The organism is Leucobacter sp. NPDC077196, assembly GCF_040687075.1.
Lineage (GTDB): Bacteria > Actinomycetota > Actinomycetes > Actinomycetales > Microbacteriaceae > Leucobacter.
In genome coordinates, this window is sequence record NZ_JBFBML010000001.1 from 297,057 (window position 1) to 315,186 (window position 18,130).

The 18,130-nt window shown below is 65.8% G+C and carries 18 protein-coding genes; 12 read left to right on the forward strand and 6 right to left on the reverse strand.

All coding sequences use genetic code 11. The features are described 5' to 3' along the window. The first annotated feature begins 77 nt into the window (after positions 1 to 77). The 3 genes from AB0O71_RS01420 to AB0O71_RS01430 all read left to right on the forward strand — a co-directional run bounded on the left by AB0O71_RS01420 (position 78) and on the right by AB0O71_RS01430 (position 3,158). Positions 78 to 1,424 (forward strand): deoxyribodipyrimidine photo-lyase, encoded by a 1,347-nt coding sequence (locus AB0O71_RS01420; protein WP_363741046.1) that lies wholly within the window; start codon positions 78 to 80, stop codon positions 1,422 to 1,424. A gap of 10 nt (positions 1,425 to 1,434) precedes the next feature. After that, a complete protein-coding gene (locus tag AB0O71_RS01425; RefSeq protein WP_363741048.1) occupies positions 1,435 to 1,851 on the forward strand; it encodes a DUF1801 domain-containing protein in 417 nt (138 codons plus the stop codon). Positions 1,852 to 2,048: 197 nt separating this feature from the next. Continuing rightward, positions 2,049 to 3,158, forward strand: a complete 1,110-nt coding sequence (locus AB0O71_RS01430) for an acyl-CoA desaturase (RefSeq protein WP_363741050.1) — start codon at positions 2,049 to 2,051, stop codon at positions 3,156 to 3,158. A gap of 3 nt (positions 3,159 to 3,161) precedes the next feature. Here AB0O71_RS01430 and AB0O71_RS01435 read toward each other — a convergent pair whose 3' ends face one another. Continuing rightward, entirely contained in the window at positions 3,162 to 3,392 is a 231-nt protein-coding gene (locus tag AB0O71_RS01435) for a hypothetical protein (RefSeq protein ID WP_363741052.1), read from the reverse strand. A gap of 151 nt (positions 3,393 to 3,543) precedes the next feature. Between AB0O71_RS01435 and AB0O71_RS01440 the strand changes: the two genes are divergently transcribed. Both AB0O71_RS01440 and AB0O71_RS01445 read left to right on the forward strand, forming a co-directional pair. Then, on the forward strand, positions 3,544 to 3,783 hold the full coding sequence (locus AB0O71_RS01440) for a hypothetical protein (RefSeq protein ID WP_363741054.1): 240 nt from the start codon (positions 3,544 to 3,546) through the stop codon (positions 3,781 to 3,783). Positions 3,784 to 3,975: 192 nt separating this feature from the next. Next, the gene (locus AB0O71_RS01445; RefSeq protein WP_363742115.1) at positions 3,976 to 4,572 is read left to right on the forward strand and encodes a class I SAM-dependent methyltransferase; all 597 of its coding nucleotides are present in this window, start codon (positions 3,976 to 3,978) and stop codon (positions 4,570 to 4,572) included. Positions 4,573 to 4,597: 25 nt separating this feature from the next. Here the strand turns inward: AB0O71_RS01445 and AB0O71_RS01450 are convergent, their stop codons facing one another. Next, on the reverse strand, positions 4,598 to 4,771 hold the full coding sequence (locus tag AB0O71_RS01450) for a hypothetical protein (RefSeq protein WP_363741056.1): 174 nt from the start codon (positions 4,769 to 4,771) through the stop codon (positions 4,598 to 4,600). Between the two features lie 56 nt (positions 4,772 to 4,827). Continuing rightward, a complete protein-coding gene (locus AB0O71_RS01455; protein WP_363741058.1) occupies positions 4,828 to 5,769 on the reverse strand; it encodes an AraC family transcriptional regulator in 942 nt (313 codons plus the stop codon). A gap of 184 nt (positions 5,770 to 5,953) precedes the next feature. On the opposite strand from AB0O71_RS01455, the gene AB0O71_RS01460 reads away from it, so the two are divergent. The 6 genes from AB0O71_RS01460 (at position 5,954) to AB0O71_RS01485 (ending at position 12,479) form a co-directional block, all read left to right on the forward strand. Then, complete coding sequence (locus tag AB0O71_RS01460) at positions 5,954 to 6,283, forward strand: hypothetical protein (RefSeq protein WP_363741060.1); 330 nt, start codon at positions 5,954 to 5,956, stop codon at positions 6,281 to 6,283. A 112-nt stretch (positions 6,284 to 6,395) separates the two neighbouring features. Continuing rightward, entirely contained in the window at positions 6,396 to 8,393 is a 1,998-nt protein-coding gene (locus AB0O71_RS01465; protein WP_363741062.1) for a hypothetical protein, read from the forward strand. Positions 8,394 to 8,500: 107 nt separating this feature from the next. Next, the gene (locus AB0O71_RS01470; protein ID WP_363741064.1) at positions 8,501 to 9,631 is read left to right on the forward strand and encodes an MFS transporter; all 1,131 of its coding nucleotides are present in this window, start codon (positions 8,501 to 8,503) and stop codon (positions 9,629 to 9,631) included. Between the two features lie 170 nt (positions 9,632 to 9,801). After that, positions 9,802 to 11,406 (forward strand): ABC-F family ATP-binding cassette domain-containing protein, encoded by a 1,605-nt coding sequence (locus tag AB0O71_RS01475; protein ID WP_363741066.1) that lies wholly within the window; start codon positions 9,802 to 9,804, stop codon positions 11,404 to 11,406. 98 nt (positions 11,407 to 11,504) lie between these two features. After that, entirely contained in the window at positions 11,505 to 11,894 is a 390-nt protein-coding gene (locus tag AB0O71_RS01480; RefSeq protein ID WP_363741068.1) for a DUF1304 domain-containing protein, read from the forward strand. A gap of 111 nt (positions 11,895 to 12,005) precedes the next feature. Further along, complete coding sequence (locus AB0O71_RS01485; RefSeq protein WP_363741070.1) at positions 12,006 to 12,479, forward strand: MarR family transcriptional regulator; 474 nt, start codon at positions 12,006 to 12,008, stop codon at positions 12,477 to 12,479. Here the strand turns inward: AB0O71_RS01485 and AB0O71_RS01490 are convergent. Both AB0O71_RS01490 and AB0O71_RS01495 read right to left on the reverse strand, forming a co-directional pair. Further along, the gene (locus AB0O71_RS01490; protein WP_363741072.1) at positions 12,476 to 13,414 is read right to left on the reverse strand and encodes a TIGR01777 family oxidoreductase; all 939 of its coding nucleotides are present in this window, start codon (positions 13,412 to 13,414) and stop codon (positions 12,476 to 12,478) included. The two genes, AB0O71_RS01485 and AB0O71_RS01490, sit on opposite strands and share 4 nt — an antisense overlap. Then, entirely contained in the window at positions 13,414 to 15,660 is a 2,247-nt protein-coding gene (locus AB0O71_RS01495) for an MMPL family transporter (protein WP_363741074.1), read from the reverse strand. The genes AB0O71_RS01490 and AB0O71_RS01495 overlap by 1 nt, the downstream gene beginning before the upstream one ends. A 132-nt stretch (positions 15,661 to 15,792) precedes the next feature. Between AB0O71_RS01495 and AB0O71_RS01500 the strand changes: the two genes are divergently transcribed. After that, positions 15,793 to 17,358, forward strand: coding sequence for a protein adenylyltransferase SelO family protein (locus AB0O71_RS01500; protein WP_363741076.1), 1,566 nt, complete (start codon positions 15,793 to 15,795; stop codon positions 17,356 to 17,358). A 166-nt stretch (positions 17,359 to 17,524) separates the two neighbouring features. Here the strand turns inward: AB0O71_RS01500 and AB0O71_RS01505 are convergent, their stop codons facing one another. Then, positions 17,525 to 18,073 carry a type 1 glutamine amidotransferase domain-containing protein gene (locus tag AB0O71_RS01505; RefSeq protein WP_363741078.1) on the reverse strand — a complete coding sequence of 183 codons (549 nt, stop codon included), beginning with the start codon at positions 18,071 to 18,073 and terminating at the stop codon, positions 17,525 to 17,527. Between the last annotated feature and the right edge of the window lie 57 nt (positions 18,074 to 18,130).

Sequence of the window (18,130 nt, forward strand, 5' to 3'; positions counted from 1 at the left end):
CCCTTGATTTTTCGGTGAAGCAGAAGCTTCAATGCAAGCGCGGGCGTGTGGTCGACGTGGAACCCTACGATGGGCACATGACCGCACTGATCTGGTTCCGCGATGATCTGCGACTTGCCGACCACGCAGCGTTGTCGGCGGGCGCCGCCGATCCGGACGGTGCGGTCGCGCTCTACGTCCTCGATGAGGAATCAGTGGAGACACGGGCCCTCGGCGGTGCCGCGAAGTGGTGGTTGCACGAGTCGCTCTCCCGACTCGCCGAGGCTCTGCAGGGGCACGGAGTGCCGCTCGTGCTGCGGCGCGGGGCTGCGGAGCAGGTGGTGCTCGACGTCGCGGCTGAAACGGGCGCCGATCACGTGTATTGGAATCGGCGCTACGGCGCCGAGCGGCACATTGATGCGCGCATCAAGGAGCAGCTGCGTGACAGCGGCATCGATGCGCATTCGTTCATCGGCGGGCTCCTGTTCGAGCCGTGGACGATCGAGACCCAGTCGGGCGGCCACTATCGCGTCTACTCGCCATTCTGGCGGGCATGCCTCGCGATGCCGGAGCCGGCGAAGCCCGTGCCGATCCCCGAAGAATTGCGTGGCGCTGGGATCACAGCGGCGAGTGACCGGCTCGACGACTGGCAGTTGCAGCCGACTCACCCAGATTGGGCGAAGGGGATCGCCGAGCGTTGGCAACCGGGTGAGCAGCAGGCGCTGCAGCAGCTCGATCGTTTCCTCTCCGGCCCGACGAACGAGTATGCGAAGCGACGCGACTTCCCGGCGGAGGACGTCTGCTCGGGGCTGTCCCCGTACCTGCGCTGGGGAGAGATCAGCCCGCGCACCGTCTGGCACCGCGCGCTCGCCTCGGGTGCCGACGTCGGTACGTTCCTCTCGGAGCTCGGGTGGCGGGAATTCGCCTGGCACACGACGTTCCACAACCCGCCGCTGCACCTGCACGAGCTCAACCCTCAGTTCGCCCACTTCCCGTGGAAGGAACCCGACGAAGAGCAGTTGAACGCGTGGCAGCAGGGCAAGACCGGTTACGGACTCGTCGACGCCGGAATGCGTGAACTCTGGCGCACCGGGTACATGCACAACCGGGTGCGCATGGTCACCGCGTCGTTCTTGACCAAGAATCTGCTCACGGACTGGAGGATCGGCGAGGCGTGGTTCTGGGACACGCTGGTCGATGCCGATACAGCGAGCAACCCGTTCAACTGGCAGTGGGTGGCCGGGTGCGGGGCCGACGCCGCACCCTATTTCCGCATCTTCAACCCGGCGACCCAGCAGAAGAAGTTCGATCCCGACGGACACTATGTCAACCTGTGGGCGAACGACAGTGTGCTGTTCCCCGAGATCGTCGACCTCCGTGCGACCCGAGCGCGTGCCCTCGCCGCATACGACCAAGCTCGTCACAGCGACGTGCAAGCCGACTGAAGGAGCTCCGATGGCCACTCGAACTCCCGCGATGTCTCCGTCCGAAGTGCCGGTCGGTTCGGTACTCGATCGCGTGACTGGCCCGCGCCGCGACGAGGCCGATCAACTGCTCGCCCTGCACCAGGAGGTGAGCGGTGAGTCGCCTGTTGTTTGGGCGAACCGCATCATCGGGTTCGGCGAGCAGCGTTACGAGTACGAGAGCGGGCACGCCGGCACGATGCCCGTGCTCGCGTTCGCATCGGGATCGACGAAACACACGCTGTATCTCGTGAGCGACTTCGCAGAGCGGTGGCCGGAAACCCTCGAGGCTCTCGGGCCCCATCGAGCGAGTAAGGCCTGCTTGTACGTCACGAGGCTGTCGAAGGTGAATCACGCGGCACTACGCGAGTTGCTCGAGTTGAGTCGTCGCGCGACGCTTGGCTCATAGTGCTCGGCGATTATCTTCGCAGCGATGCCGGATCGCAAGATGCTTCTGAGGGGCACCTGGGCGTGCGCTGTGCAGCTCGGGCGTATGCAGCGGATTGCATGCTCAACCCGCTAGCGTGAAGTCAGCGATCGGCAAAACGGCCTGTGGCAAAACAAGGGCCAGCATCTGAATGGCTCGGAACGGAACCGGTGCCGACGATGACGACAGCGAATACCCGTACCCTCGAAGGAATGGGTCGACTGCAGCCGACGCGGGCTCGCGCGACCGACTTCCCTCCGATCGCCAAGGCGTACACGCGGGTATCGCAGGTCGTTCGCGAATCGGGGCTGCTGCGCCGCGCGCACTGGTTCTACGCCTCCGTCGCGCTGGCCATCACCGTCGCCCTCGGCGGCGCGGTCACCGGGTTCATCCTGCTGGGCGACAGCTGGTTCCAGCTGCTCATCGCGGGCGCTCTCGGCATCATCTTCACGCAGATCGCGTTCCTCGCACACGAGGCTGCTCACCGCCAGATCCTGGCGTCGGGCCCCGCGAACGATCGGCTCGCACGTTGGCTCGCGGGAGCGATCGGCATGAGCTACTCCTGGTGGGACTCCAAGCACAGCAGGCACCACGCGAACCCGAACAAGGTGGGCAAGGATCCCGACATCGAGGTCGACACGATCTCGTTCATCGAAGAGGACGCGGTGCAGGCTCGCGGGTTCGTGCGGGCGATCACGAAGCGCCAAGGCTGGTTCTTCTTCCCGCTGTTGACGCTCGAGGGCCTCAACCTGCACTTCCACAGCTTCAAGTACCTGTTCAGCAAGGAGCCCGTCAACGGGCGCTGGACTGAGCTCGCGATCATCCTCGCTCGATTCGCCGTCGTGCTCGTTCCCGTATTCCTGCTGCTTCCGGTTGGCATGGCTTTCGCGTTCCTCGGAGTGCAGCTCGCGGTCTTCGGGGTGTACATGGGCGCATCGTTCGCTCCCAATCACAAGGGCATGCCCGTCATTGCGCACGATGCAAAGCTCGACTTCTTCTCCAAGCAGGTGCGCACCTCGCGCAACATCCGAGGCGGATGGTGGGCGACGTGGCTCATGGGTGGACTGAACTACCAGGTCGAGCATCACCTGTTCCCGAGCATGGCACGGCCACACCTCTCGAAGGCGCGCGCGATCGTGCGCGAGCACTGCCGAACCCTCAACGTGCCGTACACCGAGACGTCGCTGCTGCGCTCGTATGCGATCGTGGTCGATTACTTGAACCGCGTCGGCCTCGCCGCGCGCGACCCCTTCGACTGCCCCATCACGGCGCAGTACCGCAAGGCGTAGCGTCTAGCGGCCCTTCTGCTCCGAGTCGTAGTCGGTGTCACGCCGGCGACGGTGCGGAGTCGTCGTTGATTTGACGAACAACCTCACGAGTGCCCGCTTCTTCTCGAAGTAGGCGTGTCGGCTCAGCTCGCCCGCCTCGAACTGCGCCTCGAGCTCCTGAAGCGTCTCCTCGGCCGAAGTCGCGTCGAAGCGCGAGTACCCATTCGCGAGCGTGTGCTCTTCCCTGATTCCCATGCTGCCCCCTCTGCTGAGATGGATGCTACGGGACCTCTCCGACATTTTTGCCGGGAGCGGTACTACCACGAACCGCGCGAGCGGTGCACTGGGGTAGCCGCGGATGCTCGAACATGGCTAACGTGAGAACTACTTCGGGAAGGAGTAACTCATGAACGCATCTCACAACGAACCACATCCGTCGAACGAGCATGAGGCGTCGAACGGCGCAGGAACGGTCAACACTCCGCTCGACGGAGAGACCCTCGATCGTCCCGTGCTCGATGGCTCCACGGAAGACTACGGCCAGGAAGGCCGGGAGAAGAACCCGCGCTACGGTCAGGAAAACCCTGAGCTCATCCGTCGCCCGTCGACCGGCGAGGAGACCCCGACGCCCGACGAGGGAGCGTAGCCAAGCAGTTCGGCGGGCGCCGCGCAGTTGCTGGCGCCCGCCGTACGCAAGGCGACCGGCGTACTACGCAAAATTTCGGTCATGACTGGTAAACCGATCAGTACGGCGTCGACCGGTTGCGGTGCACCGGCAGACTCAACATTGCACAGGTGAACCGAAACCGTTGCCTGCGTGATGATCGGAGTCGTCTCGATGGTTGGATCCGTGAGTATACGAGGCGCTGAATTCTCTGAGCGCCGAGAAGCAACCATTTCGCGGGCATTCGGAAACGTTCTCGAGATCGGAGCGGGTAGGGGAGCGAACTTCGATCTTCTGCCAGCAATGGTCGATTGGCGCGGAACTGAGCCGGACCAACGCAACATTCGCCGACTCGAGCATCGTGCGCGGCGTGCGGGCCACTTTGCCCCAATACTGAACGCTCGCGCCGAGAACTTGCCCGTTCCCGATGCCAGTGTTGACACCGTGCTCGGCACGTTCGTTTTCTGCTCGGTCGACGACGTAGCTGCGGTACTGCACGAGGTGCAGAGAGTTCTGGCTCCGGGTGGCCGACTGCTGCTCATTGACTACGTTGGCGCACAGCCAGGGACGCGCGCGCGTACCGTGCAGCGCGCCCTCACGCCCTGGTCGGTGAAATTCATGAGGGGCTGTCGACTCGACCGAGACATTCGTGATGACCTCGCCTCTTCTGACTTCCCGCTCGTCTCGACGAACGAGTTGCAGGTGAGGTCCTGGCCGTTACCCGATATGCCAGTGCTGTTCTTCGAGGGTCACAAAACGACGCCCTCGTGAATCGCGCCTTCGACGGCGAGCGCGGTCAGAGCACTCGCTTGATGCTGTCTGCGGTGTAGTAGCGCACAGCTCCGGTCGTGTCTACGACGCCGTAGACGGTGGCGCCGTTCGTCATCTGACGCACATCGCACACCGTGCCGCGCGCGCCGGTGAGTGCAATGACGCTTTCATCGATCTGGAACTCTTCGTTGTCTGCCATGGTTCGACCATAGCCGGGCCGGGCCGACGCGCACAGGCCTTGCGCGGCGCCGAGCATTAGCGCCCACGCCGTTGACCCGGGTGCGAGCCGTACGTCGCTCGATACGTAGTCGAGAACCGCGACACGTTCGTGAATCCCCACTGGCGCGCAATACGAGCGACGTTCGCATCATCGCCGGCGGCGTTGAGATCGTGATGCGCCCCGGCCAACCGGGCGCGCCGCAGATACTCACTCGGCGTGAAGTCGAGCGACCGGCGGAACGCGTACTGCAGGCCTCGGGTTGAGATGTGTGTCGCAGCGGCGACGTCATCGACGGTGATGGGTTCGTGGGCATGCGCGTCAATGTATGCGAGAGCGCGCCGCACGGTGTTGGGTGCCGCAGAACGCTGCGGTGAGAGGTCCCGCGCATCGGAGAAACTCGTCGAGAAGGTGGTGAGCAGCGTCCAGAGCGCATGGCGCAGCAGGCCGGCTCCCACGACGCTGTCGGGATCGAGCGATGCATCCCCGGCGAGTACTGATGAGGCCAAGTAGGTGAACGTGCGTTCCCACTGTGCGGCTTCGCGTGGCCCGATCGCCTCAGGGGCGCGCAGCTGAATCGTGAGGGCATCGTCGCCCGAGATCTGGCGCGCGACCTGCTGAGCATACGTGCGGTCGAACACCATGGCGCGCACGACAGCCGTTTCCTCCCAGTGCGCGGTGACCGGAGTACCATGGGTCGCCCATGGGCTTCCCGCTGGCAAGGATCGGCGCCCCGCCGTGGTGCCCCCGCGGGGCGACTGCACGCTGCACGCGAAGAGCTGCGACTCGGGGGCGATCGACGACTCGATGTTCGCGGCGAGTTCGTATCGAATCAACGAGAAGCCCTCGACGGCAGCAGAGAACCACTCCAGCTTGCAATTCTCCTCATCCACGCTCAGCAAACGCGATGAGGGCGCGAACTCCTGCCAGGTTTTCGCAACCTGCTCCGAGTCCGTCGATCGAAATCGCCGCATCTCCATTGCTAATACCGTAGTCCACTTCCTCAAGCTGATTCGTCAGCCGACAAGGCGTCGGCGACCTACACGCTCGGCGCAGGGCGAGCGGCATTGTTCGACACGAAAACTCGTTTCGCGAAATGTATTCCTCAGCGTGGCGGAGGCCCGAGAACGAGAGCTGCCTGGAACCGACTGGCAGCATGATGGCATGGGGTTCATGATGCATGGTGGGAACGAGTACGAGTTCGAGGATCGCCTGCTGGCGCACTTGAAGACGGTGATCGGTCAGAAGCTGAAGAAGCAAGAGAGCTTCTTCTTGAGCTGGACGAAAACCCCCGAAGAAGGAAGCGGGCGGGTATCGGTGTGGGTGTCTCCGTACACCACGGTCGGTTTTCGGTTCTCGGGCAGTCGGCCGCCTGAATTGAACGTAGCCTGGGTCAAAGCCCTCTCGGCGCTGTCGCACACGCCCCGAGGGCTCGTGGTGATCTCCGAGGACGATGCGCTCACGTACGCGAAGAAGAATCCGGATCTCGTCTAGTTCGTCGAGGATCGCGTGCCGTACGAATCGTTCTCGAACGCTCGTTCAACGAGACGTGAACAGCTTGTGAGACAGCCGTTCTTCCCGGTCAGGCGTCAATACACTCGGTTCGGTGAGACGCTGTACGCCCACTGCTGAGTCCAACGCTCGATATGCCACGAGCGCGTTTGCAGCGCCTGGTCGAGCCCGAATCGACAGCGGGATCCCGCTCGACAACGAGATCCCGCGCGGCGACCGCAGCGGCTCGTATCGATTCTTCGAGATGCTGCCGGCGCTGCTGAGTTTCGGTGTTCCACTTCTCGCGATCCTCCTCTCGTTCATCGATCTGCGCATCGGGATGTTGTTCGTCGTCGCGTTCGTGGGCATGACACTCATTCGTGCGGTGCGCGGCGGGATCGATGCGTTTCGGGGCTACCGGCGCATGCGAAGTGCTGAGCGCATCGACTGGGCCGCGCTCGTCGCCGAAACCGATGCGGCGGTGCGCACGGCGCGAGCGTGCCCGGGTACCCCAGTCGAACTCTTGCACGGTCCGGCGACGCGTGACCTGCCCGAGCCGTTCGCCGCCGCTCATGCCGCGTTGCTCCTGAAGCTCTCCGTCGATGCCGCTGACGTGCCGCTCCCATCCCGACTCGTGCATGCGGTTATCGTCGCGGCCTACAACGAGCCCTTCGAAGTGATCGAACCGAGCATCCGCTCGCTCGCGGAGTCATCGGGAGCCGAGCGTCTCGTCGTCGTGTTCGCCTATGAAGAGCGGGGCGGTGCAGGGATCGAGGCGAGCGCAGACCGCCTGCGTGACCGATACGCCTCGAGATTCGCCGCCTTTCTCGCGGTTGAGCACCCGAGCGGTCTGGCCGATGAGATCGCAGGTAAAGGGGCGAACATCACCTTCGCCGCACGCAAGCTCCGAGACTGGCTGCGCGCCCGGCAGATTCCGGCCACCGATGTGATGGTGACGACGCTCGACTGCGACAACCGCGTGCCCCCCGACTATTTCGCCAACGTCACCTACGCGTTCGTGTCAGATGTCGACCGGGCGCAACGCTCGTACCAGCCGATCTCCACCTTCGTGAACAACCTGTGGCACGCTCCGGCTCCCACTCGCGTCGTCGCGGCGGGCAATACGCTCTGGAACCTGATCTCGACGGTGCGACCGCATTCGCTCCGCAACTTCGCCTCCCACTCGCAACCGATGAGCGCGTTGATCGCCATGGACTACTGGAGCAGGCGCACCATCGTCGAAGACGGGCATCAGTACTGGCGCAGCTACTTCCACTTCGATGGACGGTACGCGGTGACGCCGATCCATCTCCCCATCTCGCAGGATGCGGTGCTCGGCGAATCGTTCGGTCGGACCCTGCATGCGCAGTTCAAGCAGCTCTGCCGGTGGGCGTACGGAGCCTCTGATATCGCGTTCGTGGGTACTCGGCTCTTCTCGAAGGATCGCCGGGCGCCGCTCGCCGCGACGCTCTCACGCTTCGTCACGCTGCTCGACTCGCACGTCACCTTGGCGAGTGTCGCGCCGATGGTGGCATTCGGAGCATGGATCCCGATCCTGGTCGGAAGCCTGTCGGGCGGCGCGGGAACGCCCCTCGCAATACTGCTGCGCGAAGCGGGGAGCGCGAGCGCGAGCGCTGCAGAGTGGGCAACGCGTGCGCTGGGAATTCCCTTCGCTTCTGGCGCGGAAGCACTGCGGGCATCTGCGTTCTCCGATCCGAACATGCTGGGGCATCTCATCGCCACTCCGCCGTTCTCCATAGCTCAGCTCGCAGCAGAGCTTCCCGGAATGATCGGCAGTGTGCAGCGTGTTGCTCTCGTCGGCGTCGCTGTCACCATCGTGCTGACGCTGCTGCTCACGCCTGAACGCCCAGAAGGTGTCTCGCGGATGCGCAGCGTCGGCATGCTGGCGCAATGGATATTGCTGCCCGTCACCCTGCTCTGCTACAACACGATGAGTGCGATCGTGTCGCAGTACCGCCTGCTCATCGGAGCGTACCGAGAAGACTTCGATGTAACCGAGAAGCGCGCTCCGAACGACGCGGTTGCGTCCGGCGCGGGTGCATCCGATCACGGCGGGGGCGCTCGGCGCAAAGCGCACGCCGAAAGCCACTAGGCTCGTTCAGTTCGGAGAACTTCGGACTGAACGGGGGATGCGTGGGAGCGCAAGTTGCTGGTGCCGGTGAAACGATGCGCCGTCGATGGGGCTTTGCGCTCTCGATCGTGAGCATCACCGCGATGATGGCCGGAGCGAGCGCGCCGTCGCCGTTCTACCCCGTGCTCGCCGAAGTGATCGGCTTCTCGCCGCTGGTAACGACCCTGATCTTCACGGTGTATGCGCTCGCACTGCTGCTCACTCTGCTCACTGCAGGTTCGCTTTCCGATCATGTCGGTCGGCGCCCGGTCGCGAGTGCCGCACTGCTGATGCTCGCGCTGAGCGTCTTCGTGTTCTGGCATGCGGAAACGGTGCTGCTCCTGGTCATCGCGCGCGTGCTGCAGGGCATCGCGAGCGGTCTGCTGCTCTCGGCGATCTCCGCCGCGATCACCGATCTCGAAGCACCGTCTCGCCCGGGATCCGCTGCAGTGTGGAACGCAGTCGCGCCGATGATCGGTCTCGGCGTCGGCGCCCTGGCGGCGGGCATCGCGCTCGACACCACCGCGAACGCGATGACCGATGTCTTCGCCCCGCTCGCCGTGCTGTACGTCGTGCTGGCGATCCTGTTCTGGTTCGTTCCAGAAACGGCACCCCGTGCCCCGGGAGCGCTTCGTTCGCTCAGATTCCAGCTGACGCTGCCGGTCGAGATGCGCGCCGAGTTTCTGCGGGGCGCGCCGGCAATCTTCGCAGGCTGGGCGACGGGTGGGCTCTTCCTCTCGCTCGGCGCGAGCATCGTGCATCTCGAGCTCGGGGGCGAAGCGCACGTGTGGCAGGGGCTGTCGGTGGGGGTGCTTGCGGGGTCGGGCGCGATTGCGGCATTCGTGCTGCGCAGCCGATCACCCCGAGTCGTCGCGGTGTATGGAACGGCCGCCCTCTCGATCGGCACCGCATGCTCGCTGGGAGCGCTCGCCGCAGGCTCGCTTCCCGCCTACCTCGTCGCCGTCGCAGTGACGGGTTCCGGGTTCGGCACGGCCTTCTTCGGGGTGGTCAGCTCGCTCGCGCCGCATATCCCCGCGACGCAGCGGGCCGACGTCTTCGCGGTGATTTTTCTCGTGTCGTACCTCGCCTTCGGGGTGCCGACCGTCGTAGCCGGTTTGCTCGTGCAACTCATCGGTCTGACCCAGGTCACCTTCGGATACGGCGCTGTGGTGATCGTGTTCGCGGCGGCCGCGTGTGTGATGCGGCTGCGAAAGGGCTAGCCCGTTCGACGGGTTCGGGTACTCTGGGAAGCATGGATATCGAGGTCGACAGAACTTCATCCGCCGCCGCGCGACACTGCTGAGTGTCGTTCGGGTCAGGCGAGATCTCTCTGTTGCTTGCTCGTGCCTTCGGTGATTCGGGGCGCTGAGCCGACCCGAATCGAGTTCGCATGTCCGTTTCATCAGCGATTTCGCTGCACCATCTCTCGTACCATTGGCCCGATGGTACGCCCGCGCTCGCCGACTTCAACGCGACGTTTCCGGCCGGGCGCACGGGTCTCATCGGACGCAACGGCGCCGGCAAATCGACGCTCCTGCGGTTGATCGACGGCACACTCGAGCCGTCTGCTGGCCGCATCTCTGCCGTCGGAGACGTGGCCACCCTGCCGCAACTGCTGACGCTGCACAGCGCTACGACGGTCGCCGCTCTGCTCGGCATCGACCGCGCGCTCGCGGGCCTCCGCGCCATCGAAGCGGGCGATGTCGACGTGCGTCATTTCGATGCGGTGGGTGACGACTGGGACATCGAGTCACGAGCAGCAGAGGCGCTGGATCGCATCGGCTTCTCGGCGCACGACCTCGACCGCAGCGTGGCCACAGTGTCGGGCGGCGAGGCGATGCTCATCGCGATCACGGGTCTGCGTCTGCGCCGTGCGTCGATCACGCTGCTCGACGAACCGACGAACAACCTCGATCGCCCGACGAGAGCGCGGTTGAGCGACTTCGTGGACGACTGGCCCGGCACCGTGATCGTCGTCAGTCATGACACCGAGCTGCTCGAGCGCATGGAGCACACGGCAGAACTCCACGATGGAGGTGTGAGCCTGTTCGGCGGCCCGTACAGCGCCTGGGTCGAGCATCGAGAGCTGGAGCAGGCGGCGGCTGAGCAAGCCGCTCGTGCTGCACAGCAGGCGTTGAAAATCGAGAAGCGTCAGCGGGTCGAGGCCGAGACGAAACTCGCGCGTCGCGAACGCGCGGGGCGTAAGACGCAACTCGACGGCGGCATCCCCAAGATTCTCGCCGGACGCCGCGCGAGCAGCGCGCAGGTCGCTGCCGGCGCCATGCGCACCACGCTCGACGATCAGGTGCGCGCTGCGCAGGCCGCCGTCGACGATGCCGATGCGCGCGTGCGCCGCGACGCGCGCATCTCGGTCGACCTGCCCGACCCCGATGTGCCCCGCGGGCGACGTCTGGTCGAGTTCGACGGCATCGACCATCCGATCATCGTGCAGGGGCCAGAACGCGTCGCGCTGGTCGGGGCGAACGGCACGGGCAAGACCACGCTGCTCGAGCGGCTGGTGCGGGGGAGTGGGGGAGCGGAGGGCCCCACGGGTCGCCTGCTGACTGAGCGCTTCGGGTACCTTCCGCAGCGCTTGGATGGTCTCGATGAGGCCGCGAGCGCACTCGACAATGTGCAGGCGGTTGCTCCGCGCACACCTGCTGGTGATATTCGCAATGGCCTCGCGCGGCTCCTCTTGCGCGGTGCGAGCGCCGACCGACCGGTCCGTGCGCTCTCGGGCGGCGAGCGGTTCAGGGTGTCGCTCGCGCGACTTCTGCTCGCAGACCCGCCGGCACAGCTGCTGATACTCGACGAGCCGACGAACAACCTCGACCTCGCGAGTGTTGCCCAGCTCACCGACGCACTCAACGCGTATCGCGGGGCGATCCTCATCGTGAGTCACGACACTGCGTTTCTGGAGGGGATACGCATCGACACGATCATCGAGATCGGTGCCGACGGAGTGCTGCGGGAGCGCCGCGAGCTACCCGAGTGAGCGAAGCGAATCCGGCGCCGACTGGTGGTGGGGAGCGAAGACGCCGATAGTGTGACATGCGACGCACATGGTCTCGACACCCGGCGACAGGAGCCAGCATGATCGCAATCGGTTTGGTGCTCGCGGCCCTCGCCGCGCTGCTGCACGTCTACATCTTCTGGATGGAATCCATCACCTGGACGAGTGCGAAGACCCGGGCTACGTTCGGCCTGAGCCGAGAGCAGGCCGAGGCGACTCGGGAGATGGCGTTCAATCAAGGGTTCTACAATCTGTTCCTGGCGCTGGTCACCCTCATCGGCCTCGCGATCGCATTCCTGGCAAACGGCCCCATCGGATATGCGCTCGTGCTCGCGGGCGTTGGATCGATGCTCGCGGCGGCGGTCGTGCTTCTGGTGTCGTCGCCCGACAAACGCGGGGCAGCCGTGAAGCAGGGTACGCTCCCGCTGCTCGCGATCCTCGTGCTGGTCGCCGGCCTGATCGTCGGGTGAACACGCCGAATCGCGCCTGACCGGCACTTCTGCGCAGGTCAGGCGGTATCATTCCTCTGCGGCGGTGTCGTCGCACCCGGGCGACGGGACGATCAGGAGTGACGGCGAACGATGCATGGCGGCAGTGAGCTCGACGGCGAGCGCGACGCACACATGCTCGCGCTGATGCGCGCAGTACGCGGATTCGGCGATGCGCACGATCGCATGTCGGCCGGCATGAAGCAGGGCATGGAGATGAATGCCAGCGATCTCGCCGCGCTGCGTCTGCTCATTATTCGCGAGGAGGAAGGTCGCCCCGTGAGCCCGCGCGATCTTTCCGCGCACCTGCGCATATCCACAGCCTCGACGACGAAACTCCTGGATCGTCTGAGCGCTTCGGGGCATGTGCGACGCGCCCCGCATCCGAGCGACCGTCGGGCGCGGGTCATTGAACTCACCGACGCCGCTCGACAGGAGTTCTTCAAGCGCTTCGGGGCGCAGCTGTTCGCGATGCGCGACGAGATGGCGCAGTTCTCCACCGAGGAGCTCGCGGTCGCCGAGCGCGCATTCCGCGCGATGGGATCCGCGATCGATCTCGACGATTAGCGGTCGGTTGCGAGTGCCGCGTCGACGGCCTCCTCCACCGTGCGATGCGCAAACCGGAATCCGGAGCCGAGCAGCGCTTCTGGCGCGACCTCGGCGTCGGAGAGCAGAAGCGCGTCGGCGGCATCCCGACCGAGAGCGAGGCGCAGCGCCCAAGCGGGCGCCGGCAGGAGGAACGGGCGCCGCAGCGTTCGGGCGATCGCCCGCCCCGTGTCGTTGGCCGACGCAGGGGCGGGACCCGCGAGATTCACGGGGCCTGACACGTCGCTGTCGATCAGGTGCCGGATCGCGCGAACCTCATCGGCGAGCGAGATCCACGGCCAGCGCTGCGAGCCGCCGCCGAGGGGTCCGCTCAGGCCGAGACGCGTCAGCAGGAGCAGCGGCTTGAGCACTCCACCACGATCGATGAGCGGCGCCGTGCGCAGCAGCACGATGCGCGCATCGGCTCCCGCTTCGAGCGCGGCTTGCTCCCAAGCGACGCAGAGCTCGGCGAGAAAGGTGCTGCCGGGTCCGCTGTGCTCCGTGAGTCGCTCGCCGGGGCGATCGCCGTAGAACCCGACGGCCGAAGCGTTGAGCAGTGCGGGCGCGTCCGCGCCGAGTTCCCGAACCGCCGCCGCGATCGTGCGCGTCGGGGCGATGCGGGAATCGCGGAGCGTCTCGCGGTACGAGCGCGTCCACGGCAGCCTGCCGATGCTCGCCCCGTTGAGGCAGACGACGGCTCGTGCGCCCGCGATGACCGCGGGGTCGAGCGGTGCCTCGCCCGGGCGCCACTCGATCTCGTTGCTGCTGCGAGGCGCGCCCCGCACGAGACGGATGACATCGACGCCGTCTGCGCTCAATGAGCGGGCGAGTGCGTCTCCGATGAGCCCGGAGGCGCCACCGATCACCACGCGTCGCTGCGCGCCTGCGGTTTCCGGTGCGGTGTCAGAGGTCATCATCACTCACCATTCTCCATGCGCGACAGCTTCGACGGCCACCAAATGGCTTTTCCGATATCGGTGGAGAGCGCGGGAACGAGGAGCGACCGCACGATGAACGTGTCGAGCAGCACGCCGAAGGCGACGATGAAAGCGATTTGCACGAGGAACAGGATCGGGATCACCGAGAGCGCTGCGAACGTCGCGGCCAGCACCAGCCCGGCCGACGTGATCACCCCTCCCGTGATGGTGAGGCCTCGAAGGATTCCCTCCCGCGTTCCATGCCGACGGGACTCTTCGCGCACGCGCGTCATCAAGAAGATGTTGTAGTCGATGCCCAGTGCGACGAGGAAGACGAATCCGTAGAGCGGCACCGCGGGGTCGGCTCCGGGGAATCCGAGCACGTGGTTGAAGACGAGCGCCGCCACACCGAGGGCGGTGCCGAACGAGAGCACGGTCGTGAGGATGAGCAGCACCGGGGCGAGAATCGATCGGAGCAGCAGCATGAGGATCACGAGGATCACCACGAGCACCAGCGGGATGATGAGGTTGCGATCGTGGATCGACGCCTGATTCGTGTCGACGGCCGTCGCGGTCACGCCGCCGATGAGCGCCGACGTTGCTTCGAGCTCGGATCGCAGGCTGGTGATCGTCTCTGCCGCGGCTTCGGAATCGGCCGCGTCTGCGAGGGTCGCCTGCAGCAGCACTTTTCCTTCGCTCACCGTTGCTTCGGGTGCAGGCGTTCCGGGAGGGCCGAGCGCCTGAATACCGTCTTCGGTGACCGGCGTGGTGCCGCTCGGGGAGTCCGCTGCCGTCACTGCGACGCTGTCGACGCCGTTCTGCGCGAGCAGGGTGTCTGCGGTCTCCTGCAGGCGATCCTCGTCGACGAGCACGTAAGCCGGGCTGCCGGAGCCGCCGGGGAAGTGCTCGCCGAGGACGGCCTGGCCGTCGCGAGCCTCGGACTGCCCGACGACGAGGTCGGACTGCGGTATGCCGGTCGCCTGCAGCTGCGTTACTCCGACTGCGCCCAGTGCGAGCACCACCGTGGTGACGATCCAGATGGGGCGCGGGTGGCGACGGATCCACTCGGCGAGACGCCGCCACACTCCGTGCGCGGGCATGCCGTTCTCCGCCGCGACGACCTCCGGCTCGAACTTCGGGCGCCGCGGCCAGTACGCGGCCCGACCGAAGGCGAAGAGCAGCGCGGGGAGCAGCGTGAGCGCTGCGAGCATGGCGAACACGATGCCGATCGCGGCCACGGGCCCGAGCGTGCTGTTGGACTTCAGGTCGCTGAGCAGCAGGCACAGCAGCCCGACGATGACCGTTCCTCCCGACGCGAGGATCGGCTCGAACGAGCCCTTGATGGCCGCGAGGACGGCGGCTCCACGATCCTGCGCCACACGCAGCTCCTCGCGGAAGCGCGCGACGAGCAGCAACGAGTAGTCGGTTGCGGCGCCGATCACGAGGATGAACAGAATGCCCTGGGTCTGGCCGCTGAGCAGCAGCACCCCGGCATCGGCCAGATGCCAGATGACGAAGAGTGCGACGCAGAGCGCGAACAGGCTGGTGCTGAGCACGACGAGTGGGAGGAGGAGAGAGCGGTAGACGATCACGAGAATGACGAGCACGGCGAGGAGCGCCACGAGCAGGAGGATGCCGTCGATGCCGGCGAAGCCCGCTGCGAGATCTGCGGTGAAGCCGGCCGGGCCGGTGACATGCACGTCAACACCCGCAGGTGCGTGATCGCGGAGTGTCTCGCCGAGCTCGGCGACGACCTCCTTCACTTCGGCGTCCGCGTCGATTGGCACGAACAGCTGTACGGCCCGACCGTCTTCCGATGGAATCGCCGGTGAACTCTCATCGCCAATGCCGCTGAGCGACGCCGCTTCTCCGGCGGCTGTATCGATGGCGCTGAGCTGGTCGTCGGTGAGCTCGGTACCATCGCTCGAGGAGAAGACGACGATCGCCGGAATGGCGTCGTCGCCGAGGAAGTCTCCCTGCACGTCGCGTACCGCGGTGGCATCGGCGGAGGACGGGAGGTAGGTCGTCTGATCGTTCGAGGACACCTCGTCGACTTTGCCGAAGAGCGGCCCGCCGGCGCCGGCGCCGGCGAACCAGAGCACGATGAGCACGGCGGGCAGAAGGATTCGGAGCCACCGCCGTCTGGGGCGCGTCGAAACCGGCTGCGCTGCGTGACTCGGCGACGGGTGGGCGTGCGACGCGTGACTGGGCGACGCGTGACTGGGCGAGGCGCGGTGATCAGACATATTTCTACAATCTCCCAAAGAAAGTATCTAGATAAGCTAGTTAAACCCTAGCGGATCTGATGAGCGAGTGCCACGAGTCGACGCGCGTGTCCAGCCCGTTTGCTGCCCGCGCCCGATCCGTAGACTCGCCACATGCCAGAATCGACTCGAATCCCGGCCCCTCTCGCTTCCAGCAAGTCGACAGCTGCCGACCCCGTTCGCGACGCCGAAACGTCGTTCGAACTCCTGCCAGATGACGTCGGCTTCGTCCTCGAGCACGACTTCGCCTCGCGGCTCCCCGAACTTTCCACGCCCTGGCAGGCGTTCCGGCCCGAGTCGCCTCGCATCGTGGTGTGGAACGACGCGCTCGCAGAAGAGCTCGGCATCGACCCGCACCGCTTCACCGCGGCTTCTCGCGTCCGCTTTCTTCTCGGCAACGCGCTGCCCGAGGGAAGCGAGCCGGTCGCTCAGGCATACGCGGGGCATCAGTTCGGCGGATACTCGCCGAGATTGGGAGACGGCAGGGCGCTGCTGCTCGGTGAGGTTCGCGGTCCGTCCGGTCGGCTGCGCGATCTGCACCTGAAGGGGTCGGGGCGCACTCCGTTCGCTCGGGCCGACGGATTCGCCGCGCTGGGGCCGATGCTGCGTGAATACCTCATGGGTGAAGCGATGGCGGCGCTCGGAGTGCCGACCACCCGCGCGCTCGGCGTGGTCGCCACGGGAAGGAGCGTACCGCGCGACGGCGAGTTGCTCGCAGGAGCCGTGCTGACGCGTGTGGCGAGCAGTCACCTCAGAGTGGGTAGCTTCCAGTTCGCGCGAGCGCAGGGCGATCCGGAGCTGTTGGCCCGACTCGCCGATTTCGCGATCGATCGGCATGCTCCGGCGCTCGCCGGGACGCCGGATCGATACGTCGGCTTGTTGGATGCGGTGATCGCTCGGCAAGCCGAGCTCGTCTCGCACTGGGTGCTCGTCGGCTTCGTGCACGGGGTTATGAACACCGACAACATGACCATCTCGGGTGAAACGATCGACTACGGCCCTTGCGCCTTTATCGACGCCTTCGACCCGGCCGCCTCGTTCAGCTCCATCGATTACCAGCGCCGCTACGCCTACGGCAATCAGCCGTCGATCGCGCTCTGGAATCTCACGCGGTTTGCCGAGACGCTCCTTCCGCTCCTCCACACGGACGCAGAGGAGGCCAAAGCGGTCGCGGTCGCTTCACTCGATCGCTTCGGCGATCTGTACAACAGTGCCTGGATGGCGGGCATGCGCGCCAAGTTGGGGCTCGCGAGCGATGCCGGTCGTGCGGTCGTCGACGACGGCGCACTCGCCGAGTTGACCGCCGAGATGCTCACCGATCTGCAGCGGCACCAGATCGACTACACGAGCTTCTTCCGTGCACTCGCGAGAGCGGCGGACGGCGACACGGCCACGCTCGACGCGGTGCTGCCGCGAGGCGAAGGGTCGGGGGCCTGGGTGACCCCCTGGCTCGCTGCATCACCCGATGCGGACGCGATGGATCAGGTCAACCCGATCTACATTCCCCGCAATCATCTCGTCGAGGACGCGCTCGCATCTGCGGCTGCGGGCGACCTCGCGTCGTTCTCAACGCTGCTCGCGGTTCTGACCCACCCCTTCGAAGCGAAACGGGGGTTCGAGCGGTTCGAGCGCCCCGCACCCCAGGGCGGGCCGGCGCACGTGACATTCTGCGGCACCTGATCCAGGCAGTGCGGGAGCGCAGGCACGCAGGCACGCAGGCACGCAGAGAGCGGAGAGCAGAGAGCAGCGAGTAGCGAGCAGAGAGCAGCGGCGATGCCGCCCGCTACCGGCCCTCGATGAGGGTGAGGTCGCGGGCGGCATCGCCGATCAGTGCAGAGGCTGCGACTTACGCCGTCTGACCGGGATGCTTGCCCTCGCCGATCTCCTCGACGAGTTTCGCGTTGAACGCGGGCAGGTCGTCGGGGGTTCGACTCGTGACGAGTCCCTGATCCACCACGACCTCCTCATCGACCCACGTGGCGCCGGCGTTCTGCAGATCCGTGCGCAGGCTCGCGTACGAGGTGACCGTGCGGCCCTTGAGCACATCGGCGTCGGCGAGAATCCATCCCCCGTGGCAGATCGCGCCTACGGGCTTGTGCTGCGCGAAGAAGTCCTTGGTGAAGGCCACGGCGTCGGAATCAAGTCTGATCTGATCGCCGTTCACCACGCCGCCCGGCAGCACAAGCGCGTCGAAGTCACCGGCGCTCGCCTCTGCCGAGGTGAGGGTGACCTCTTGCTCGTGCCCGTTCTTGCCGGTGATCGTGCCGGTCTTCGTGGAGACGATCGTCGCCTCCGCGCCGTGCTCGGTTACCGCTGAGAGTGGCTCCGTGAGCTCTGAATCCTCGAAGCCGTTCGTGGCGAGAATTGCTACGCGCTTGCCGGTGAGATGTGACATGAATGTACCTCCTGGGTTCGGGAGTTCGTCGTCCGTCGAGACCCGGTTTCCGGGCCG

Coding starts and splice junctions, on each gene's coding strand:
- AB0O71_RS01505 (WP_363741078.1), bottom strand. CDS start 18,073: ATGTCACATCTCACCGGCAAGCGCGTAGCAATTCTCGCCACGAACGGC.
- AB0O71_RS01490 (WP_363741072.1), bottom strand. CDS start 13,414: ATGATGACCTCTGACACCGCACCGGAAACCGCAGGCGCGCAGCGACGC.
- AB0O71_RS01500 (WP_363741076.1), top strand. CDS start 15,793: ATGCCAGAATCGACTCGAATCCCGGCCCCTCTCGCTTCCAGCAAGTCG.
- AB0O71_RS01430 (WP_363741050.1), top strand. CDS start 2,049: ATGACGACAGCGAATACCCGTACCCTCGAAGGAATGGGTCGACTGCAG.
- AB0O71_RS01485 (WP_363741070.1), top strand. CDS start 12,006: ATGCATGGCGGCAGTGAGCTCGACGGCGAGCGCGACGCACACATGCTC.
- AB0O71_RS01495 (WP_363741074.1), bottom strand. CDS start 15,660: ATGTCTGATCACCGCGCCTCGCCCAGTCACGCGTCGCCCAGTCACGCG.
- AB0O71_RS01420 (WP_363741046.1), top strand. CDS start 78: ATGACCGCACTGATCTGGTTCCGCGATGATCTGCGACTTGCCGACCAC.
- AB0O71_RS01460 (WP_363741060.1), top strand. CDS start 5,954: ATGGGGTTCATGATGCATGGTGGGAACGAGTACGAGTTCGAGGATCGC.
- AB0O71_RS01435 (WP_363741052.1), bottom strand. CDS start 3,392: ATGGGAATCAGGGAAGAGCACACGCTCGCGAATGGGTACTCGCGCTTC.
- AB0O71_RS01480 (WP_363741068.1), top strand. CDS start 11,505: ATGATCGCAATCGGTTTGGTGCTCGCGGCCCTCGCCGCGCTGCTGCAC.
- AB0O71_RS01425 (WP_363741048.1), top strand. CDS start 1,435: ATGGCCACTCGAACTCCCGCGATGTCTCCGTCCGAAGTGCCGGTCGGT.
- AB0O71_RS01445 (WP_363742115.1), top strand. CDS start 3,976: ATGGTTGGATCCGTGAGTATACGAGGCGCTGAATTCTCTGAGCGCCGA.
- AB0O71_RS01475 (WP_363741066.1), top strand. CDS start 9,802: ATGTCCGTTTCATCAGCGATTTCGCTGCACCATCTCTCGTACCATTGG.
- AB0O71_RS01455 (WP_363741058.1), bottom strand. CDS start 5,769: ATGGAGATGCGGCGATTTCGATCGACGGACTCGGAGCAGGTTGCGAAA.
- AB0O71_RS01450 (WP_363741056.1), bottom strand. CDS start 4,771: ATGGCAGACAACGAAGAGTTCCAGATCGATGAAAGCGTCATTGCACTC.
- AB0O71_RS01440 (WP_363741054.1), top strand. CDS start 3,544: ATGAACGCATCTCACAACGAACCACATCCGTCGAACGAGCATGAGGCG.